14 protein-coding genes are annotated in these 16,551 nt (G+C 65.5%); 5 read left to right on the top strand and 9 right to left on the bottom strand.

All coding sequences use genetic code 11. The features are described 5' to 3' along the window. Window positions 1–4: 4 nt before the first annotated feature. On the bottom strand, window positions 5–436 hold the full coding sequence (locus CBI38_RS26260; protein WP_109333505.1) for a type II toxin-antitoxin system Rv0910 family toxin: 432 nt from the start codon (window positions 434–436) through the stop codon (window positions 5–7). Between the two features lie 40 nt (window positions 437–476). Beyond that, entirely contained in the window at window positions 477–1,661 is a 1,185-nt protein-coding gene (locus CBI38_RS26255; protein ID WP_109333503.1) for a lipid-transfer protein, read from the bottom strand. Window positions 1,662–1,756: 95 nt separating this feature from the next. Here CBI38_RS26255 and CBI38_RS26250 point away from each other — a divergent pair, with 95 nt between their 5' ends. Together CBI38_RS26250 and CBI38_RS26245 are read left to right on the top strand one after the other, a co-directional pair. After that, window positions 1,757–2,452, top strand: a complete 696-nt coding sequence (locus CBI38_RS26250) for a TetR/AcrR family transcriptional regulator (RefSeq protein WP_109333501.1) — start codon at window positions 1,757–1,759, stop codon at window positions 2,450–2,452. 89 nt (window positions 2,453–2,541) lie between these two features. Next, window positions 2,542–4,839 carry a serine/threonine-protein kinase gene (locus CBI38_RS26245; protein WP_230990272.1) on the top strand — a complete coding sequence of 766 codons (2,298 nt, stop codon included), beginning with the start codon at window positions 2,542–2,544 and terminating at the stop codon, window positions 4,837–4,839. A 77-nt stretch (window positions 4,840–4,916) separates the two neighbouring features. Here the strand turns inward: CBI38_RS26245 and CBI38_RS26240 are convergent, their stop codons facing one another. The 3 genes from CBI38_RS26240 to pdxR form a co-directional block, all read right to left on the bottom strand. Further along, complete coding sequence (locus tag CBI38_RS26240; RefSeq protein ID WP_109333499.1) at window positions 4,917–6,218, bottom strand: bifunctional o-acetylhomoserine/o-acetylserine sulfhydrylase; 1,302 nt, start codon at window positions 6,216–6,218, stop codon at window positions 4,917–4,919. 40 nt (window positions 6,219–6,258) lie between these two features. Further along, the gene (locus tag CBI38_RS26235; protein ID WP_109333497.1) at window positions 6,259–6,795 is read right to left on the bottom strand and encodes an OsmC family protein; all 537 of its coding nucleotides are present in this window, start codon (window positions 6,793–6,795) and stop codon (window positions 6,259–6,261) included. A gap of 227 nt (window positions 6,796–7,022) precedes the next feature. Next, on the bottom strand, window positions 7,023–8,432 hold the full coding sequence (pdxR, locus tag CBI38_RS26230; RefSeq protein ID WP_109333495.1) for a MocR-like pyridoxine biosynthesis transcription factor PdxR: 1,410 nt from the start codon (window positions 8,430–8,432) through the stop codon (window positions 7,023–7,025). A gap of 49 nt (window positions 8,433–8,481) precedes the next feature. Here pdxR and CBI38_RS26225 point away from each other — a divergent pair, with 49 nt between their 5' ends. After that, on the top strand, window positions 8,482–8,940 hold the full coding sequence (locus CBI38_RS26225; protein ID WP_109333493.1) for a carboxymuconolactone decarboxylase family protein: 459 nt from the start codon (window positions 8,482–8,484) through the stop codon (window positions 8,938–8,940). A gap of 17 nt (window positions 8,941–8,957) precedes the next feature. On the opposite strand, the gene CBI38_RS26220 is transcribed toward CBI38_RS26225, so the two are convergent. After that, window positions 8,958–9,365 carry a DUF302 domain-containing protein gene (locus tag CBI38_RS26220; protein ID WP_109333491.1) on the bottom strand — a complete coding sequence of 136 codons (408 nt, stop codon included), beginning with the start codon at window positions 9,363–9,365 and terminating at the stop codon, window positions 8,958–8,960. A gap of 266 nt (window positions 9,366–9,631) precedes the next feature. Between CBI38_RS26220 and CBI38_RS26215 the strand changes: the two genes are divergently transcribed. Continuing rightward, on the top strand, window positions 9,632–11,917 hold the full coding sequence (locus CBI38_RS26215; RefSeq protein ID WP_109333489.1) for a SulP family inorganic anion transporter: 2,286 nt from the start codon (window positions 9,632–9,634) through the stop codon (window positions 11,915–11,917). Window position 11,918: 1 nt separating this feature from the next. On the opposite strand, the gene CBI38_RS26210 is transcribed toward CBI38_RS26215, so the two are convergent. After that, entirely contained in the window at window positions 11,919–12,815 is an 897-nt protein-coding gene (locus CBI38_RS26210; RefSeq protein WP_109333487.1) for an AurF N-oxygenase family protein, read from the bottom strand. 100 nt (window positions 12,816–12,915) lie between these two features. Then, a complete protein-coding gene (locus tag CBI38_RS26205; RefSeq protein ID WP_109335375.1) occupies window positions 12,916–14,436 on the bottom strand; it encodes an MFS transporter in 1,521 nt (506 codons plus the stop codon). A 167-nt stretch (window positions 14,437–14,603) separates the two neighbouring features. Here CBI38_RS26205 and CBI38_RS26200 point away from each other — a divergent pair, with 167 nt between their 5' ends. Then, window positions 14,604–15,266 carry a TetR/AcrR family transcriptional regulator gene (locus CBI38_RS26200; RefSeq protein ID WP_109333485.1) on the top strand — a complete coding sequence of 221 codons (663 nt, stop codon included), beginning with the start codon at window positions 14,604–14,606 and terminating at the stop codon, window positions 15,264–15,266. Window positions 15,267–15,477: 211 nt separating this feature from the next. Here CBI38_RS26200 and CBI38_RS26195 read toward each other — a convergent pair whose 3' ends face one another. Continuing rightward, complete coding sequence (locus CBI38_RS26195; RefSeq protein ID WP_109333483.1) at window positions 15,478–16,527, bottom strand: adenylate/guanylate cyclase domain-containing protein; 1,050 nt, start codon at window positions 16,525–16,527, stop codon at window positions 15,478–15,480. Window positions 16,528–16,551: the final 24 nt, after the last annotated feature.

Here is a 16,551-nt window from a genome sequence, read left to right as displayed (position 1 = left end):
CGGATCAACCCACCATGTCGGCGAACCCGGCCAGGGATGCCTCCAGGTCCGCCTTCGCATTCTTGGCGACGGCCTTGCCGATGGGGCCGACGATCATCGTGCCGGTGAAGCTTGCGTCGATGATTGCCTTGGATCCGGCACCGTCCGGCTCGACCTTCAGCGTGAATTCGACGGTGACACCCGCCATGCCGGTGCCGGAGATCTTCACCATTTCGGGCACCTGCACCTCGGTGACGGTCCACTCGATCTTGTTGGCCATGCCCATCACGGAGACCACCTCGGTGAACTTCGATCCGAGTGCCACCTCGGCGGGGACCTCGCTCTTCCACGACTGGTGGATCGTGAGCCACTCTTCCCAGCGGGACAGGTTGGACAGCTCGTCCCACACCTTGTCGGGGGAGGCGGGAAGCGCAGCGGAGACGGAAACGGAAGCCATGAGTTACTCCTAAGTGTGTTCGAGGTGGGTAGGAAAGAGTTCAGAGAGCGCGGTACGCGGTGACGACTACTGCGCCCCCGAGGCCGATGTTGTGCTGGAGAGCGACGCTCGCGCCGTCGACCTGCCGTGCGTCGGCGGTTCCCCTGAGCTGCCAGGTGAGTTCGCTGCATTGGGCGAGTCCGGTGGCGCCCAGCGGGTGTCCCTTGGAAATCAGACCGCCGGACGGGTTGACCACCCAGCGTCCGCCATACGTGGTGTCGTCGTTGTCGACGAGTTTGCCGCCCTCGCCCTCGGCGCAGAGACCGAGCGCCTCGTAGGTGAGCAATTCGTTGGTGGAGAAGCAGTCGTGCAGTTCGATGACGTCGATGTCTTCGGGACCGATCCCGGCCTGCTCGTAGACGCGAGCGGCGGCCGTGCGGGTCATGTCTGCACCGACCAGGCTGATTGCACTCCTGTCCTCGAACGTGCTGGGGAGATCGGTCACCATCGACTGCCCGACGATCTCGACGGCCTGACCGGCGAGGTCGTGCTTCTCGACGAAGTCTTCACTGGCCACGATCACCGCGCCGGAGCCGTCGGACGTCGGGGAGCACTGCAACTTGGTGAGGGGACCGTAGATCTGCTTGGAGTCGAGGATCTGGTCGAGCGTGTACTCGTCCTGGAACTGGGCGTAGGGGTTGTTCTGCGAGTGGCGGTGGTTCTTGACGCCGATTCTGGCGAACTGTTCCGCGGTGGTGCCATATCGCTCCATGTGCTCCTTACCGGCTGCACCGAACATGTACGGCGCGGGCGGCATCGCGAACTCCTGCAGTTCCGCGAGCGCGAGGAGGTGGCGCATCATCGGCTGTTCGCGATCGTCGTATGTGGACCCGAGCGAACCGGCCTGCATCTTCTCGAAGCCGAGTGCCAGTGCGCAGTCGACCTGGCCGCTCCTGATCGCCGACGTGGCGAGGAACAGGGCGGTCGACCCCGTCGAGCAGTTGTTGTTGACGTTGACGATCGGGATGCCGGTGAGGCCGAGTTCGTAGACGGCGCGCTGCCCCGACGTCGACTCGCCGTACACATACCCCACGTACGCCTGCTCGACGAGCGGATAGTCGATTCCGGCATCGGCCAGGGCCTTGCCGCCGGCCTCCCGCGCCATGTCCGGATAGTCCCATTCGCGTGCGCCGGGCTTCTCGAACTTTGTCATCCCGACTCCGACCACGAACACCCTGTTACCCATTGCGGCTCCTGAGAAATGTGTGTGTGACACGCTGTCCACCAAAAGTATGTGAGACGTGCTGTCCAGTCAACTACGTGGTGAGTAACGTATGGCGGATGCCGGACAAAGTCGACACCGCCACCTCGCCCCCCGGGGACGGTCGCGCCACCCGCTGGGAGGATCACAAGGCGGAACGCCGAAGCCGGATTCTCGATGCCGCGATGGATGCCATCAACGAGGACGGCCCCGACGTCGGGGTGCAGCAGATCGCGCAGCGCGCCGACGTCCCACGATCGGTGGTCTACCGCATCTTCACCGACCGGGGCGACCTCGACGAGCAGCTCCGCGGACGCATCATCGAACGTCTGATGGCAGATCTGGCGCCGACGCTGACCCCGGAGGGGACGGTAGGTGAAGCCATCGCGCGGGCCGTGGAGACGTACCTGGCGTGGATCGTCGAATTTCCCCGTCTGCACCAATTCCTCGGCACCGGGTCGCCGAGCAGGCGCACTACCGGTTCGCGTGTCGTGACCGGGACGAAGACTGCCATCGCACTCCAGCTCGCCGGCCTGCTGGCGGCCGTGCTGGAGAAGGTGGCAGACAACGCAGATCTTGCGGAGCCGCTGGCCTTCGGATTGGTGGGACTGGTGGATGCGAGCGTCAACCGATGGCTGAGCAATCCGCAGTCGACACTGGGCAGTGACGCGGTGGCGCAGTTCCTCGAGGTGTCGATCTGGCAGGTGCTGCACGGAAATTTGCAGGGCATCGGCGTCCACATCGACCTCACCACCCCCGTTTCCGAACTGCAGTAGCACGGGGATCGTCGAGCTACCATGGTCTGCATGTTCTCCGGGCGAGGTTCACGGAACGACCGCTAGCGTCCGAGAAGCTTGTGACGCGCTTGGTCCGACCGACACCGGAAGCGACGGTGTCCAGCGGCCCGCCGCCACAGTCGACCGCGGTCGGCGACATCGTCGGGCGATTCACGGCAGCGTGGGAGTCGTCCGGCCCCGCTCCGGACCTCACCGATTACCTGCCCGCTGATCCGGCGCTGCGCAGGGTGTCGCTGATCGAGTTGATCAAGGTCGACCTGGAAAAGCGGTGGCTCCGCGGCGACCACCCGAAGCGGCTGGCCGAGTACCGCGACGAGCTTCCCGAGCTCGGCAGGTGGCCGTTACCGCCAGACTTGATCTACGAGGAATTCCATCTACGCAGGCGTAGCGGTCAGCCGGTCGACGCCTCGGAATACACGCGGACGTTTCCGGCGCAGGCCGACGAACTCGAAAAATTGCTGAGCACCGGCGAGTACCACAGCACCTCGATTCACCACCTCGAACACACCTCCGCGGCGCCGCCCCCGAGGAGTACGGAACTCGGCGATCTCGACGTCGGGCAGCGGGTCGACGACTTCGACTTGATGACGGTCCTGGGGCGAGGAGCGTTTGCCCGGGTCTTCCTCGCCCGTCAGCGGTCGATGCAACGACTGGTCGCGGTGAAGATTTCCGAGGACCACGGAACCGAGCCGCAAACCCTCGCCCAGTTCGATCACGACTACATCGTCCGGGTCTTCGATCAGCGCCTCCTCGCCGATCGAATGCTGCGATTGCTGTACATGCAGTATGTGCCGGGTGGCACGTTGCTCGGGGTGGTCGCGCGAGTGCGCGAGACGGCGCCCGGCCTGCGTACCGGACTTCTGCTGCTGGAGGCAGTCGATCGGGAGTTGGTCAGCAAGGGCGAGATACGGCCCAGTGAATCCCGGGTACGTGAGGAAGTCGCAGCTCTGTCGTGGCCGGAGACCGTGGCGTGGCTGGGCCGCCGATTGGCCGAGGCCCTCGACTACGCCGGCAAACACGGTGTTCTACACCGGGACATCAAGCCCGCCAACGTGCTGCTGACGGCAGAGGGCGTCCCCAAGCTGGCCGATTTCAACATCAGCTTCAGCGAGACTCTTCCCGGGACCAGCCCGGTCGCGTACTTCGGTGGTTCACTCGCGTACATGTCGCCGGAGCAGCTCGAGGCGATCCATCCAGATCGGCCGGGGACCGCGGCAGACCTCGACACCCGAAGTGATTTGTACTCGCTTGCCGTGGTGCTGTGGGAACTGCTCACCGGACGTAAGCCTTTCGACGACACGCCGTCCGGTGACACCGACGCGGAACTGGGAACGCACCCGCCCGGAGATCGCACCACCCTCGACGCGATGCTCGAACGACGCCGCGGCCGTCACGAACCCGCGATCGCGGACCTGCCGGCCGACTGCCCGAGCGCGTTGCGGCGAGTGCTGCTGAAGTCGCTCGAGCCCGAGCCGGCGGATCGGTTCTCCACCGGAGCCGAAATGTCCCAACAGTTCGACGTGTGTCTCGATGCCCACGCCCGCGATCTCGTCGATCCACCACCGGGAAGTTGGCGGTTGCGGATGCGGCGGTGGACGCACCCGATCATGTTCCTCGCCATCGCCGTACCGAATCTCCTGGCAATTTTGTACAGCTATCAACACAACACCACGCTGATCATCAGCAAGCTACCGCCCACCGCGCAGAGCAGTTTCGAGCGCATCACGCGAATCGACTACGCCACGGCCTTTGTGATCGGGGTTGTGGGCACCGTCTCTATGACGCTGTATCTGACCACGGTGGCCGGTGGGCTTCGGAAGGGAAAGGCGTATGACGGCGGCCACCTCGCCCGCGCCCGCAAAGACACCCTGCTGCTCGGACAACGATGCGCCCTACTGTGTCTCGGACTGTGGGCGGTGACCGGCATCATCGTCCCGGCCACGTTGCAGATCAGTGGAAGTGAGGTGCCGTGGAATACGGTTGTCCACTTCACGGCCGCACAACTGGTCTGCGGCGCCATCGCCGTCGTCTATCCGTTCTTCTTCGTCAACTTCTATGCCGTCCGCTGCCTGTACCCGGTCTTCCTGCCGCACGGGGAGATCAGTGCTGCCGACGCCCGCATGCTGCACCGGCTGGGTCGGCGCAGCATGTTCTTCCTGGCCGCGGCCGCCGCGGTGCCGTTGCTCGGTGTCGCGGGTGCAACGTTCATTCCCGCGGAAGACCTACCGCACGTGGTGGTCGCGCTCCGTGTGCTGTGCGTCGGAAGTGTCTTCGCGTTCGTCGCGGCGTACTGGCTGTTTCGCCTGCTGACGGATGACTTACACGCACTTTCCCGCGTGGTGTCGGGCGTACCCCGGCACGAGTGATCGTCGGTACGAGCGTCGGATGATCTGACGCAAGAGGGTGCGGGGCCGAGCAGCCCCGCGCCCTCTCGTCTTCCCAATCAGACGCCCGCTGCGGCAAACCCGGCGTCGAGGTCGGCCAGGATGTCGTCGATACCTTCGATGCCCACAGCCAGGCGGACCAGCCCGGGCGTGACCCCGGCGGCGAGCTGCTCCTCCGGAGTCAACTGCGAATGCGTGGTGGACGCGGGATGGATCACCAGGGAACGCACGTCACCGATGTTGGCGACATGGCTGTGCAGGGTGAGCGCATTGACGAACTTCTTACCGGCGTCGACGCCCCCGGCGAGTTCGAACGTCACGATGGCGCCGGCTCCCTTGGGGGTCAGCTGCTGTGCGCGCTCGTGCCAGGGTGAAGACGCGAGACCGGCGTAGGCCACCGTCGTCACCTCGCTACGGGCTTCGAGGTATTCGGCGACCTTCTGGGCATTGGCCACATGCCGTTCGAGACGCAGGCTCAGCGTTTCGATGCCCTGAGCGATGAGGAACGCGTTGAACGGGGCCACCGCGGAACCGAGGTCGCGCAGCAACTGCACGCGCGCCTTCAGTGCAAATGCGGGAGCACCCAGATCGGCGAAGACGACACCGTGGTAGCTGGGGTCGGGGGTGGTGAAGTTCGGGTGCCGACCCTGGGTCCAGTCGAAGGTGCCACCGTCGACGATCACGCCGGCGATCGCCGTGCCGTGCCCGCCGAGGTACTTGGTGGCCGAATGCACGACGATGTCGGCCCCGTGCTTCAACGGCTGGAGCAGGTACGGCGTGGCCACCGTGTTGTCGACGATCAGCGGAAGGCCGTTGTCGTGCGCGACCTTCGAGATCCCGGGCAGATCGAGGATGTGATTCTTGGGGTTGGCGATGGTCTCGCCGTAGAACGCCCTGGTGTTCGGTCGGACGGCCGACGCCCACTGCTCGAGGTCGTCGGGATCCTCGACGAACGACACCGCGATGCCCAGCTTGGGCAACGTGTAGTGGAAGAGATTGTAGGTGCCGCCGTACAGGTATGGGCTGGAGACGATGTGGTCCCCGGCCTCGGCGAGGTTCAGGATCGCGAAGGTCTCCGCGGCCTGCCCGGAGGACAGCAGCAGCGCGGCGACGCCCCCCTCGAGTGCGGCGATGCGCTGCTCGACGGCGTCCTGGGTGGGGTTCATGATGCGGGTGTAGATGTTGCCCGGCTCGGCCAGACCGAACAGTGCGGCAGCATGATCGGTGTTGTCGAAGGTGTACGAGGTGGTCTGGTAGATCGGCAGTGCCCGCGCCTTCGTGGTGGCGTCGGACGTCTGCCCGGCGTGGATCTGCTTCGTCTCGAACGACCAGTTGATGCTGGGGTCGATGCTCTCGGTCACGAGTGGTGTACTCCGAATTCGGTGAGGTGGATGTGGTGAATCAGTTTTCGCTGGTGAGTGTTTCGACCACGGTGTGGACCGGGGTCGAATTGCGGGTGAGGTCGAGGACGGGGCAGTGTGCATCTACCGCTTCCTGCAGCTCGCGGTAGCGCTCCCGCGATTCCGGGCCGGTCAGTGTCACGACGACGCGCACTTCGCCGAACCCGGCACGGACGGACTCGTCGAAGCCGAAGAACCCACGCACGTCGAGATCTCCCTCGGCCCGGGCGGAGATGTCGTCCACTCGGATTCCGAGCTTGTCGGCCCAGAAGCGGTAGGTGACCACCTGGCACGACAGCAGCGACGCGAGGTAGTACTCGACGGGGTTGGCGGCGGCGTTGTCACCACCGAGCGCGGGCGGTTCGTCCACCTCGACGCTGTACTTGCCGAGGGTGACTGTGCTGGCCACAGCGTCGTGCGCCTGGGCGGACGCGCGGAACACGACCTGGGCGTTGGCGGGATTCTGGGAGACGGCGTCGGAGGTGGCGGCGATGACGGACGACAGGTGTGACAGTGACGCGGTATCGGTGGCAGACATGGCGAATCCTTCGAACGGAGGGTGTACGGGATTGGCCCGGCGGAGGAAAAATGTCACGCCGGGATGAGTCCGATCAGAGACTCGGACACCCTGAGGTACACACCAACGCGAAATCGACATGGCGGCGCCGCGTCAGCAGCTCGCCGGAATCGATCGCGTGGAAGTCGGTCACGGAACAGACTGTAACCGGAAGACTCGCATTCCGACTAGTCCTATAGGAAATGCGCTCAACGGGTGGGCAGCGCCAGGCACAGTGCGTCGAGTGTGGCGGCGAAGCGCGCGGACGACGGTGTGCTGTAGCCGACGACGAGACCGTCCGGCCGATCGTCTTCGGCATCCGGATGGCGGAACGTGCGCAGACCGATGACGGCCAGACCCAGCGCCTCGGCGCGTGCCACCGTGGCCTCTTCCGTTCCTGCTGGAAGTTCGAGTACGGCGTGCAATCCGGCCGCGATGCCGGCGACGTGCACGTGCGGTGCGCGAGATGCCAGGGTGGCAACCAGGGTGTCGCGGCGTCGGCGGTACAGGGTGCGCATCCGACGGACGTGCCGATCGAGCCCGCCACACCCGATGAACTCGGCGAGGGTGAGCTGTTCTGTAGCGCTGACCCACCTTTCGTAGTCGCCCTTGACCGCCAGTACGTCGTCGATCAGCCGATCGGGGAGCACCATCCAGCCCACGCGCACCGCGGGAGACAGGCTTTTGCTCACGGTGCCGAGATACACCACGTGCTCGGGCGCCAGACCTTGGAGCGCACCGACGGGCTGTCGGTCGTAGCGGAATTCACCGTCGTAATCGTCTTCGATCACCACCGCGCCGGTACTGCTCGCCCAGTCCACGAAAGCGGTTCTCCGACTGGGGTGCAGCGGGCCACCGGTCGGGAACTGGTGCGCCGGCGTGACGAGTGCCGCGGTGAGAGATTGGCCTGTCACATCGGGCGGGTGAGCGCCCAAATCGTCGAGTGCCAACGGAACGGTGGCCACCCCGGCGTCACGGAGGAGTGCGCGGTGCAGATGTAACCCGTAACTCTCCACTCCGATCGGGCCGCCGAGTGCGCGGGCGAGCAGCCACAATCCGTGTCCGGAACCCGCGCTCACCACCACGGACTCCGGGTCGGCGCGGACGCCGCGCGTGCGGGTGACGTATTCGGCTACGGCGCGGCGTAATTCGATCCGTCCCCGTGGGTCGCCGGGACCGAACGCGTCATGGGGTGCCGCTGTCAGGGCGCGTCGCGCCGCGGTTGTCCAGGCGGTTCGCGGGAACTCTGCGACATCGGGGGAGCCGGGCATCAGACTCATCGGTGGTGGAGGCGGGACGCCCCGACGCATGCGGGGGGTTTGCTGCGGCTTTCGGGCGCGGTCCGCCACCCGGGTGCCCGAACCCTGGCGTGCAGTGAGCCAGCCTTCGGCGACGAGCTCGGCGTACGCGCCTGCCACCGTGTTGCGTGCGAGACCGAGATCGGCCGCCAGGGTGCGCGACGGTGGCAGGACGGTGCCGGGCAGGAGTCGGCCCGAACGAATCGCCGTGCGCAGCGCCGCGACCAGGTCGGCGCGCGGCGTGGTCGAAGGAGTGCCGGACGAGGACACCATGTCGAGGTGGAGATCCCGTCCCACGCCCGAATTGGCCCAACTTTCCATGACCGGATTGAACCACGAACCTGGGCTACTGGGCGCATAGTCTTGTCGTATGACCACAACGGAACGTAAGACGCGGGTCGACATCGCGAAGAAGGCGCCCGCCGTATACAAGGCAATGATCGCCCTCGACGCCGCGGCTCGTCAGGAACTCGACCCCGAGCTGGTCGAGCTGGTACTCACCCGGTGTTCCCAGATCAACCACTGCGCGTGGTGCATCGACATGCACACTGCCGACGCCAGGAAGATCGGGGTGAGTGAACAGAAGCTGTTTCTCCTCAACGCCTGGGAGGAGGCGCACGGCCTGTACACCGAGAAGGAGCGGGCGGCGTTCGCCTTGGCCGAGTCGATCACGGTGTTGACCGACGGATTCGTCCCCGACTCGGTGTATGAGCAGGCCGAGGAATATTTCGACGAGGCCGAGCTGGCTCAGCTCATCTCACTGATTCTCACGATCAATGCCTGGAATCGGATCGCTGTGAGCACGAGGAAGACGCCGAAGGTGCGCTGACTTCGGCGGCGGCGTGGTCAGGCGTTCTGCGCGGTGAGGGCGTCGATGGCTGCCTGCAGCTTGGTGGTGGCCTCGTCTGCGACCTCACAGAGGCCCTGCTCCTCGGCCACGGACACCATCAGCGCCGGATTCATCGCGTCGATGATGATCGTGTTCTCGGCGGAGGTATCGGCGCGCACCACCACGTTGCAGGGCAGGAGCAAGCCGATCTGCCGGTTCACGTCGACCGCGCGGTGCGCGAGCGGCGGATTACAGGCTCCGAGGATCAGATAGTCCTCCATATCCTCACCGAGCTTCGCCTTCAGGGTGGCTTTCATATCGATCTCGGTGAGCACTCCGAAACCCTGCTCGGCCAGAGCCTGGCGGGTGCGCTCGACGGCGTCATCGAACGAGGTGTGCAAAGTCGTCGACAGTGCGAGCTTCATGATGGTGCTCCCTCTGGGCTGCTTTCCTCTCCCACGATACCCCGCGCGGTAGGCGAAGCATATGGTGCACGAGGTGCCATGAGACGTTGTGGGCGGAGCGAACGTCCGGCCTCGGCCGGAGGGCAGGACGACAGGGTCCCGATGTATATGCCTGTTGTCCAGTTGTTTTCGTTGTGTTCGCGCGAAACCTTCAGCGTCGGTGACACATGCCACAGGACGGCAGCCGATTCGGGCGTTTCGCCCGGTCGTCACCGTAAGGTGTCGACATGTCGATCCTCGAGAATGAGAAAGCGCCCCCATCCGCTGCCGTCCCCGGACCGACCCTCGGTGAGAGGTTGCGACGCAACGCCCGGTACGACGTGCCTGCCTCGCTCGTCGTCTTCCTCGTCGCCCTGCCGCTGTCGCTCGGAATCGCCATCGCATCCGATGCCCCGGTCATGGCGGGCCTCATCGCCGCGATCGTCGGCGGCGTGGTGGCCGGATCGATCGGCGGATCACCCCTTCAGGTCAGCGGTCCGGCGGCCGGATTGACCGTCGTAGTAGCAGAATTGGTAGGCACCTTCGGGTGGCGCGCCACCTGTGCCATCACCGTCGCGGCCGGATTCCTGCAGATCATCTTCGGGCTCAGCCGAATTGCGCGAGCTGCCTTGGCGATCGCTCCCGTCGTGGTCCATGCAATGCTGGCCGGGATCGGAATCACCATCGCTTTTCAGCAGATTCACGTTCTCCTCGGAGGTGGATCGCACAGCTCGACGTGGGCCAACATCACGCAGCTTCCGTCTCAACTCGCATCCGCACGATACGGCGAGGTTCTCATCGGATCGGCCGTGATCGCCATTCTATTGCTGTGGAAGAAGGTGCCACCCAAGTTCGGCATGCTCCCCGGACCGCTCGTCGCGGTTGCGGCGGCCACCCTTGCCTCACTGGTTCTTCCGCTCGACATCGATCGAATCACGTTGGACGGCTCGCTGTTCGACGCGCTGTCGCTACCCGCGATGCCACAAGGCCCGTGGCTGGCGGTGGCAACAGGTGTGCTCACGGTGGCGCTGATCGCCAGCGTCGAGAGCCTGCTCTCCGCAGTCGCGGTGGACAAGATGCACGGCGGCGAAAGAACCGAATTCAACCGGGAACTCGTCGGCCAGGGATCGGCCAACATGGTTTCGGGGCTGATCGGGGGACTGCCGGTCACCGGTGTGATCGTGCGGAGTTCCACCAACGTCGCGGCGGGTGCACGAACCCGGGCGTCGGCTGTATTGCACGGAGTGTGGATTCTCGTCTTCGCCGCGCTGCTGACCGCGCTGGTCCAGCAGATCCCGATGGCCGCGCTCGCCGGACTGCTCATCGTGATCGGTATCCAGCTCGTCAAGCTCGCCGATTTGCGCACGGCCCGGCGCACCGGCGACCTGTGGGTGTACGGGGTCACCGTGGCGGGTGTCGTCTTCCTCAACCTGCTCGAGGGAGTGCTCCTCGGCCTGGCTCTCGCCGTGATCCTGCTGCTGTGGCGGGTCATCCACCCGAAGATGCGTGCGGAGCCCATCGGTGGTTCCGGGACCGAGGGATCCGGCCGGTGGCGCGTGACCGTCGAGGGGTCATGCAGCTTCCTGTCCATGCCTGCATTGACCGGGCTGCTCGCGAAGGTGCCCGACGGTGCGCACGTCACCGTGGAACTGGCTGTCGACTTTCTGGACCACGCCATGTTCGAGGCGATCGACGAGTGGAAGCGGCACCATGAGCGGTCGGGTGGGATTGTGGTGATCGATGCTCTCGGCACCGTCGACATGGACTCCATCGGTGACGCGCCTCCACAGCGCGGGGTCGGAGTGGCGAGCGCCCGGAGGTTCGCCCCCTGGAAAAGCTGGCAGCCGCGGCACTCTCGCGCAGACGACTCCACGCCGGTCGCCCTGCGCCCACTGCTGGCGGGAGTGGCCGAGTACCACCGGCGCAACGCCGCACACCTGCAGTCGCACCTCGACGACCTGAAGGACGGTCAAAGCCCCGATTCGCTGTTCCTCACCTGTTCCGATTCTCGCATCGTGCCCAACGTGATCACCAGCAGCGGTCCGGGCGATCTCTTCACGGTGCGCAATGTCGGCAATCTCGTCCCGGTGGGCCGACAGGACGTGTCGGTCGAAGCCGGGCTGACGTTTGCATTGGAGGAACTGAACGTCAGCTCCGTCATCGTGTGCGGCCACTCGGGTTGCGGTGCCATGAAAGCTGTACTTGGACAGGGGAAAGAACGAGACGACCACTCGATCGCCGAGCAGGGGCCCGTCGAGCAGTGGCTGACGTTCGCGCAGCCGAGCCACAAGGCGTTCCTCAGTGGTCATCCGGTGGCACGTGCGGCTGAGGAGCTCGGCTTCGACGAAGTGGACCGGTTGGGAATGGTCAACGTCGCGGTACAGCTACAGACCCTGCAACGGCATCCGGTGGTCGGCGCAGCAGCGGCCGAGGGCCGAGTGCGCGTGGCGGGAATGTTCTTCGACATCCCTTCGGCACGCGTACTCGAAATCACCTCGACCTGTGTGTCCTATCTGGACACTGTGCCCAGCTGACTCAGAGCAGGTGGACCTTCTTGTACAGCCGCTTGGACGGGCCGCCGACGAGGCCGACGCTGTCGAGGAACTGCATCAGCTTGGAACCGGACGTGCGGACGGTGTCCTTGTAGTGCTGGTTCCGCTTGGCCTCGGCGATGGCACGCTCCGGATCGAGGCCGGCATTCGAGTACACCTCCTTGCGGATCATGCTCTTCATGACGAAGTAGACGACGACGGCCGTGTTGAGGCGCTCCAGCTGCAGTCGTGCCCAGCTGGCGCCCTCGATGCGTCGTCCGACTTCCTCGCGTGCGAAGCGGATGTGCCGGGCTTCTTCGAGGACGTGGATCTTGCTCACCGTCCGAGTGACGGGCTGCACCCGCTCGTCCTTCATGAAGTCGCGCTGCATCATGTCGAGGATCTCCTCGGCGGCCATCACGCTGGCGTACGCATTGGCGCCCTTGAAGAAGCCACCCCAGATACGTCCGAGCTTGTGGATCACGGGGTGCGGGCCGTAACTCGGCATGTCGAGGCGTTCGCCGGCGCGAGCGAACATCACCGAGTGGCGGCACTCGTCGGCCACCTCGGTGAGGGCGAACTGGACGTGCCGGGAGTGCTTGTCGCGCCCGTACACGTCGCGGAGCAGCATCTGCATCAACAGGATCTCGAACCACAACCCGACGCTCGAGACGCTCGCCGCCTCGTGCTTGGTGAGCTCGATCTTCTGCGCGTCGGTCATCTCGTCCCACAGCGCGGTGCCGTACAGGGTGCTCCACTCGGGCGTGAGCCCGAACTTGTCGTCGGGAATGGGTGCTTCCCAGTCGACCTCCACCATCGGGTCGTAGGACTTGCGGGCCGAGGACGCCAGCAGGCGCTGAGCGGTCTCTTCGCGGTCGGAGACGACAATCGATGCGGTCATGACTACCCCTTGATCAGTGGCCGGTGCGGTCAATTAAGTGTGACATCGTGTTACTGATACTGAACGATACAATGACAGGGGTCACAAGGGCAACGTTCATTCAGTCGATGTCGGCCGTTCGCTCGGCGGCATCCCGCTCGGCTGCATCGACGCGAACCGACGGGTGTCGGCGACCGGGCGCCCACATTCCGAGCAGGACCGCGGAGGCGAACAACACTCCGGCCAAGACGACGGAGGCCTCGTCCATTCCCTTCAGGAATGCGTCGCGCGCGAACGTCGCCAGCTGCTCGCCCTGTGGGCCCGCCGTTTCGGCGACGTGCAGTGCGGCCGCCAGTGAGCCGGAGACCGGTTCCTTCGCTTGTTCGGGAAGTGCGTCGACCGCCGGCTGGACGTTCCGGCTGTAGCCGGTGGCGAGGATGCTGCCGGCCAGGGCCACTCCGATGGCCGACCCGATCTCGCGGGCGGCGTCGTTGACGGCAGAGGCGACGCCCTGCTTGGCATCGGGAGTGTTCTGGACAATCGCGGCGGTGGCAGGTGCGGTGCACAGCCCGATGCCCAAGGCCGCGACGATGAGGGGGAAGGACACCTCCAGATAACTCGAATCCGCATCCAGGCGAACCAGCAGGAAGATTCCCGCGCCGAGGATGGCGGTCCCGGCCGCCAGAAGTGGCCGGAGGCCGACGTGCGGGACGACCAGCGGCATGACGGCGGACATCATGACGACCGGAACCGCAATGGGCGCGAGCGCCAGCGCCGACTGCAGGGGCGAGTACTCCAGCACCAACTGCAGGTACTGGATCGCCAGGAAGAAGAGCCCGAGGGAGGCGAGAAACTGCAGGAGCAGTGACATCGACCCCGACCCGAAGGCACGATTGCCGAACAATCGCACGTCGAGAAGGGGATGTTCTCGGCGGAGTTCCACCCAGGCGAAAGCGCCGGCGGCGACGAGTCCGCCGACGAGCAGAACCAGGACGACAGGATCCAGCCAGCCTCGATGCGGGGCCTCGATGGTGCCGAAGACGAACATGCCGACGGCGGTCACGATCAATGCAGTGCCGGGCAGGTCGAGCGGAGAATGGCTCGCGTCCCTGGACGAGGGAATGGTGAAGCTGACGAGCAGGATGAGCCCGGACACCACCGCGAGGCTGACGAAGATCGCCATCCACGACCACTTTTCGAGAAGCGCACCGGACACCAGCATTCCGGCGATGGCACCCGAACCGGCCACGCCGGACCAGATGCCCACGGCCCGCCCGCGCTGCGACGGCGGAAAACCCGCTGTGAGCAGCGACAGCGTCGCGGGCATCACGAAGGCTGCCCCCACTCCCGCAGCCACTCGCGATCCGATGATCCACTCGGGCGCGTCGTTGATGAGGGGCACCGCGGTGGCGGCGCCGAAAACGAGCAGTCCCAGCATGAGAAGTTCACGTCGGCCGTACCGATCCCCGAGTGCGCCTGCGGGCAGGAGCAGGGCCGCGAGCGTCAGGGTATAGCCGTCAACGATCCAGGTGAGCTGACTCTGGGTGGCCCCGGTGTCGCGTGCCAGGTCCGGCAACGCGGTGTTCAGCGCCGCCATCGCTGCGACGACGAGCGCGACCGCACAGCAGGAAACCACCAGCATCCATATCTGCCGGAACGTCCATCCAGTCGTGTCCGGTTGGTCGGCCTGTACCTGTGGTGCCTCGTTGCGAGGATGCACGGTGGTCCTCCCGATAGGAAATGAGACTGTCAGTATCGTTGGTAGACTGTTAGTTCACAAGTGGTGTCCACGGCGAGAACGGCGGCCAGATGACCGAGCAGGATCCCCGCAAGCAGCGTTCCCGCGCGAGGCTTCTCGACGCAGCGACGACTCTGCTCGCCAAGGGTGGTACGGAAGCCGTCACCATCGATGCCGTCACCGCACTGGCGAAGGTGGCGCGTGCCACGCTGTACCGGCATTTCGGCAACGGCACAGAGTTGGTGGCCGCTGCATTCGGACGACTCATTCCGCCCGCTCCGACCGTTTCCGAGGAGGGCGATCTCCGCGACCAGCTGGTCGAGTTGATGGTCAGTCAGGCCACCCTGATCGAGAGCGCGCCGATGCACGTCACCGCGATGTGCTGGCTGGGAATGGGCCCGGCGCTGGAGGACTATTCCAGTGCGGCTGCGCTGGAGTCGGACAAGCCGGAACTGCGCACGCTGAGGCAGACGATCGTGGAACAGTACCGCGCGGCCTTCGACCGGATCTTCGGGACACCGGAGGCCGCCGAGCGGCTCGGTGAATTCGACTACGACCTCGCGCTCGCTCAACTGGTCGGCCCACTCGTCTTCACTCGCCTCGCGACGCTGACCCCGCTGGGCCGGGAGGCCTGCGAACGGATCGTCGACGACTTCCTGGCCGCGCGGGCCGCGCAGATCGCGTCGCGGCCGTCGCCGGTGATTGCCGAAGTTCCGCCAGCTCAGGCTCTGTGACGTCGACAGCTCGGGACCGCGTCGTTACCGTGGCACCTGCGCCCGGCATCCAATTGCCGGTCGTGTCGACAAGATGATGTGGGAAGGGCTTTCTCGATGATCACTGAAGCACTCAACTGGATCCTCGGTGCGTGGGGCGGGGTAGCCGCAGGAAGCAGTGGATACTCCATTCCGCCCGGAACCCTGCCCTTCGGAAGCTGACACCAGAGAATTAGCCCTCGCGGTCTCGTCGCAGCACATACTGCTCGAGCCGCCGTATACCCCGGACCCGTCGTGGTCGTAGCTGCTTGAGATAGCAGCCGGGGGTGTCGGCCAGTGCGCCGGCGAGCTCGTCGTCGATCAGCACCGTGCCGGGACGTGCCGAACTTGTCAGTCTCGCCGCGGTGTTGACGACGGAGCCGTAGAGATCCCCGAATCGTACGAGAGCCGGTCCCATCGCGAGGCCCACTCGGAGATTCGGGTCGCCCTCGTCGGGGAGTACCTGTTCCTGGAGAGTGAAGGCGATGGCGGCGGCGTCGGCCGGCGACTCGACTGCGAACATCACCTCGTCGCCCACGGTCTTCACCACCCAGCCGTGGTGTCCGCTGATCACGGACGCCGAAGCCGACTCGAACCGTTCCAGCAGGTCGGCGAGATCTCGCGCGCCCAATTGGCGGGTGAGCGAGGTGTACCCGACGATATCCGCGAAGCCGACGACCAAAGTGCGGCTAGCCACTTCCTCGCCCGGGTTGCCCACGTTGCGGCCCGTCGTGGACGCGATGTGCCGTCGCCACACGTAAGCCTGCAGCGACTCGACCGCGGGCAGGATGTCGGCGGTCAGTTCGCGCACTTGCCGCCGGATCGCTTCCGGGTCACTATCGGTGGAGCCGGCGAGCTGTTCGATGATGTGGGTGCTGATCAGCGACACCTGCCACTCGGCCAGTCTGGACATCGATTGGCCGAGCGCGCGGGCAGCCGCCACTTCGCGGTCCGGCGAGATGATCCCTCGATCGACGAGAGACGCGATGGTGCGCAGGGCTTCGATGTCTCCCTCGGTGAACATCACCCCGTGTGGGTCGGTGTCCACTGCGTAACCCATGGACACCCACAGTCGGTCCGCACGTTCGACCGATACTCCCGCGAACTCGGCGATCTCCAGTCGGGTGTATCGCCGAGGGCCACCGAGCAGCGACTCCTCCAGGTCGGCCTGGATGTCGCGGAGCAGGCTCGGCTCGACCTCCGGAACCGTCTCCGTCTCGTCGTCATTGGTGTCCGCGACCACTGCTGTCCTCTCGCGCGCTCATCA

Origin of the sequence: Rhodococcus oxybenzonivorans, assembly GCF_003130705.1 — a bacterium.
Lineage (GTDB): Bacteria > Actinomycetota > Actinomycetes > Mycobacteriales > Mycobacteriaceae > Rhodococcus_F > Rhodococcus_F oxybenzonivorans.
The sequence above is the reverse complement of the archived record's forward strand: the minus strand, read 5'-3'. Positions and strand labels throughout refer to the sequence as shown.

What these genes read in the sequence shown, in the direction of transcription:
- CBI38_RS26255 (WP_109333503.1), bottom strand. Translation starts at nt 1,661, where the DNA reads ATGGGTAACAGGGTGTTCGTGGTCGGAGTCGGGATGACAAAGTTCGAG.
- CBI38_RS26220 (WP_109333491.1), bottom strand. Translation starts at nt 9,365, where the DNA reads ATGAAGCTCGCACTGTCGACGACTTTGCACACCTCGTTCGATGACGCC.
- CBI38_RS26260 (WP_109333505.1), bottom strand. Translation starts at nt 436, where the DNA reads ATGGCTTCCGTTTCCGTCTCCGCTGCGCTTCCCGCCTCCCCCGACAAG.
- CBI38_RS26250 (WP_109333501.1), top strand. Translation starts at nt 1,757, where the DNA reads ATGCCGGACAAAGTCGACACCGCCACCTCGCCCCCCGGGGACGGTCGC.
- CBI38_RS26225 (WP_109333493.1), top strand. Translation starts at nt 8,482, where the DNA reads ATGACCACAACGGAACGTAAGACGCGGGTCGACATCGCGAAGAAGGCG.
- CBI38_RS26215 (WP_109333489.1), top strand. Translation starts at nt 9,632, where the DNA reads ATGTCGATCCTCGAGAATGAGAAAGCGCCCCCATCCGCTGCCGTCCCC.
- pdxR (WP_109333495.1), bottom strand. Translation starts at nt 8,432, where the DNA reads ATGGAAAGTTGGGCCAATTCGGGCGTGGGACGGGATCTCCACCTCGAC.
- CBI38_RS26235 (WP_109333497.1), bottom strand. Translation starts at nt 6,795, where the DNA reads ATGTCTGCCACCGATACCGCGTCACTGTCACACCTGTCGTCCGTCATC.
- CBI38_RS26200 (WP_109333485.1), top strand. Translation starts at nt 14,604, where the DNA reads ATGACCGAGCAGGATCCCCGCAAGCAGCGTTCCCGCGCGAGGCTTCTC.
- CBI38_RS26205 (WP_109335375.1), bottom strand. Translation starts at nt 14,436, where the DNA reads ATGCTGGTGGTTTCCTGCTGTGCGGTCGCGCTCGTCGTCGCAGCGATG.
- CBI38_RS26210 (WP_109333487.1), bottom strand. Translation starts at nt 12,815, where the DNA reads ATGACCGCATCGATTGTCGTCTCCGACCGCGAAGAGACCGCTCAGCGC.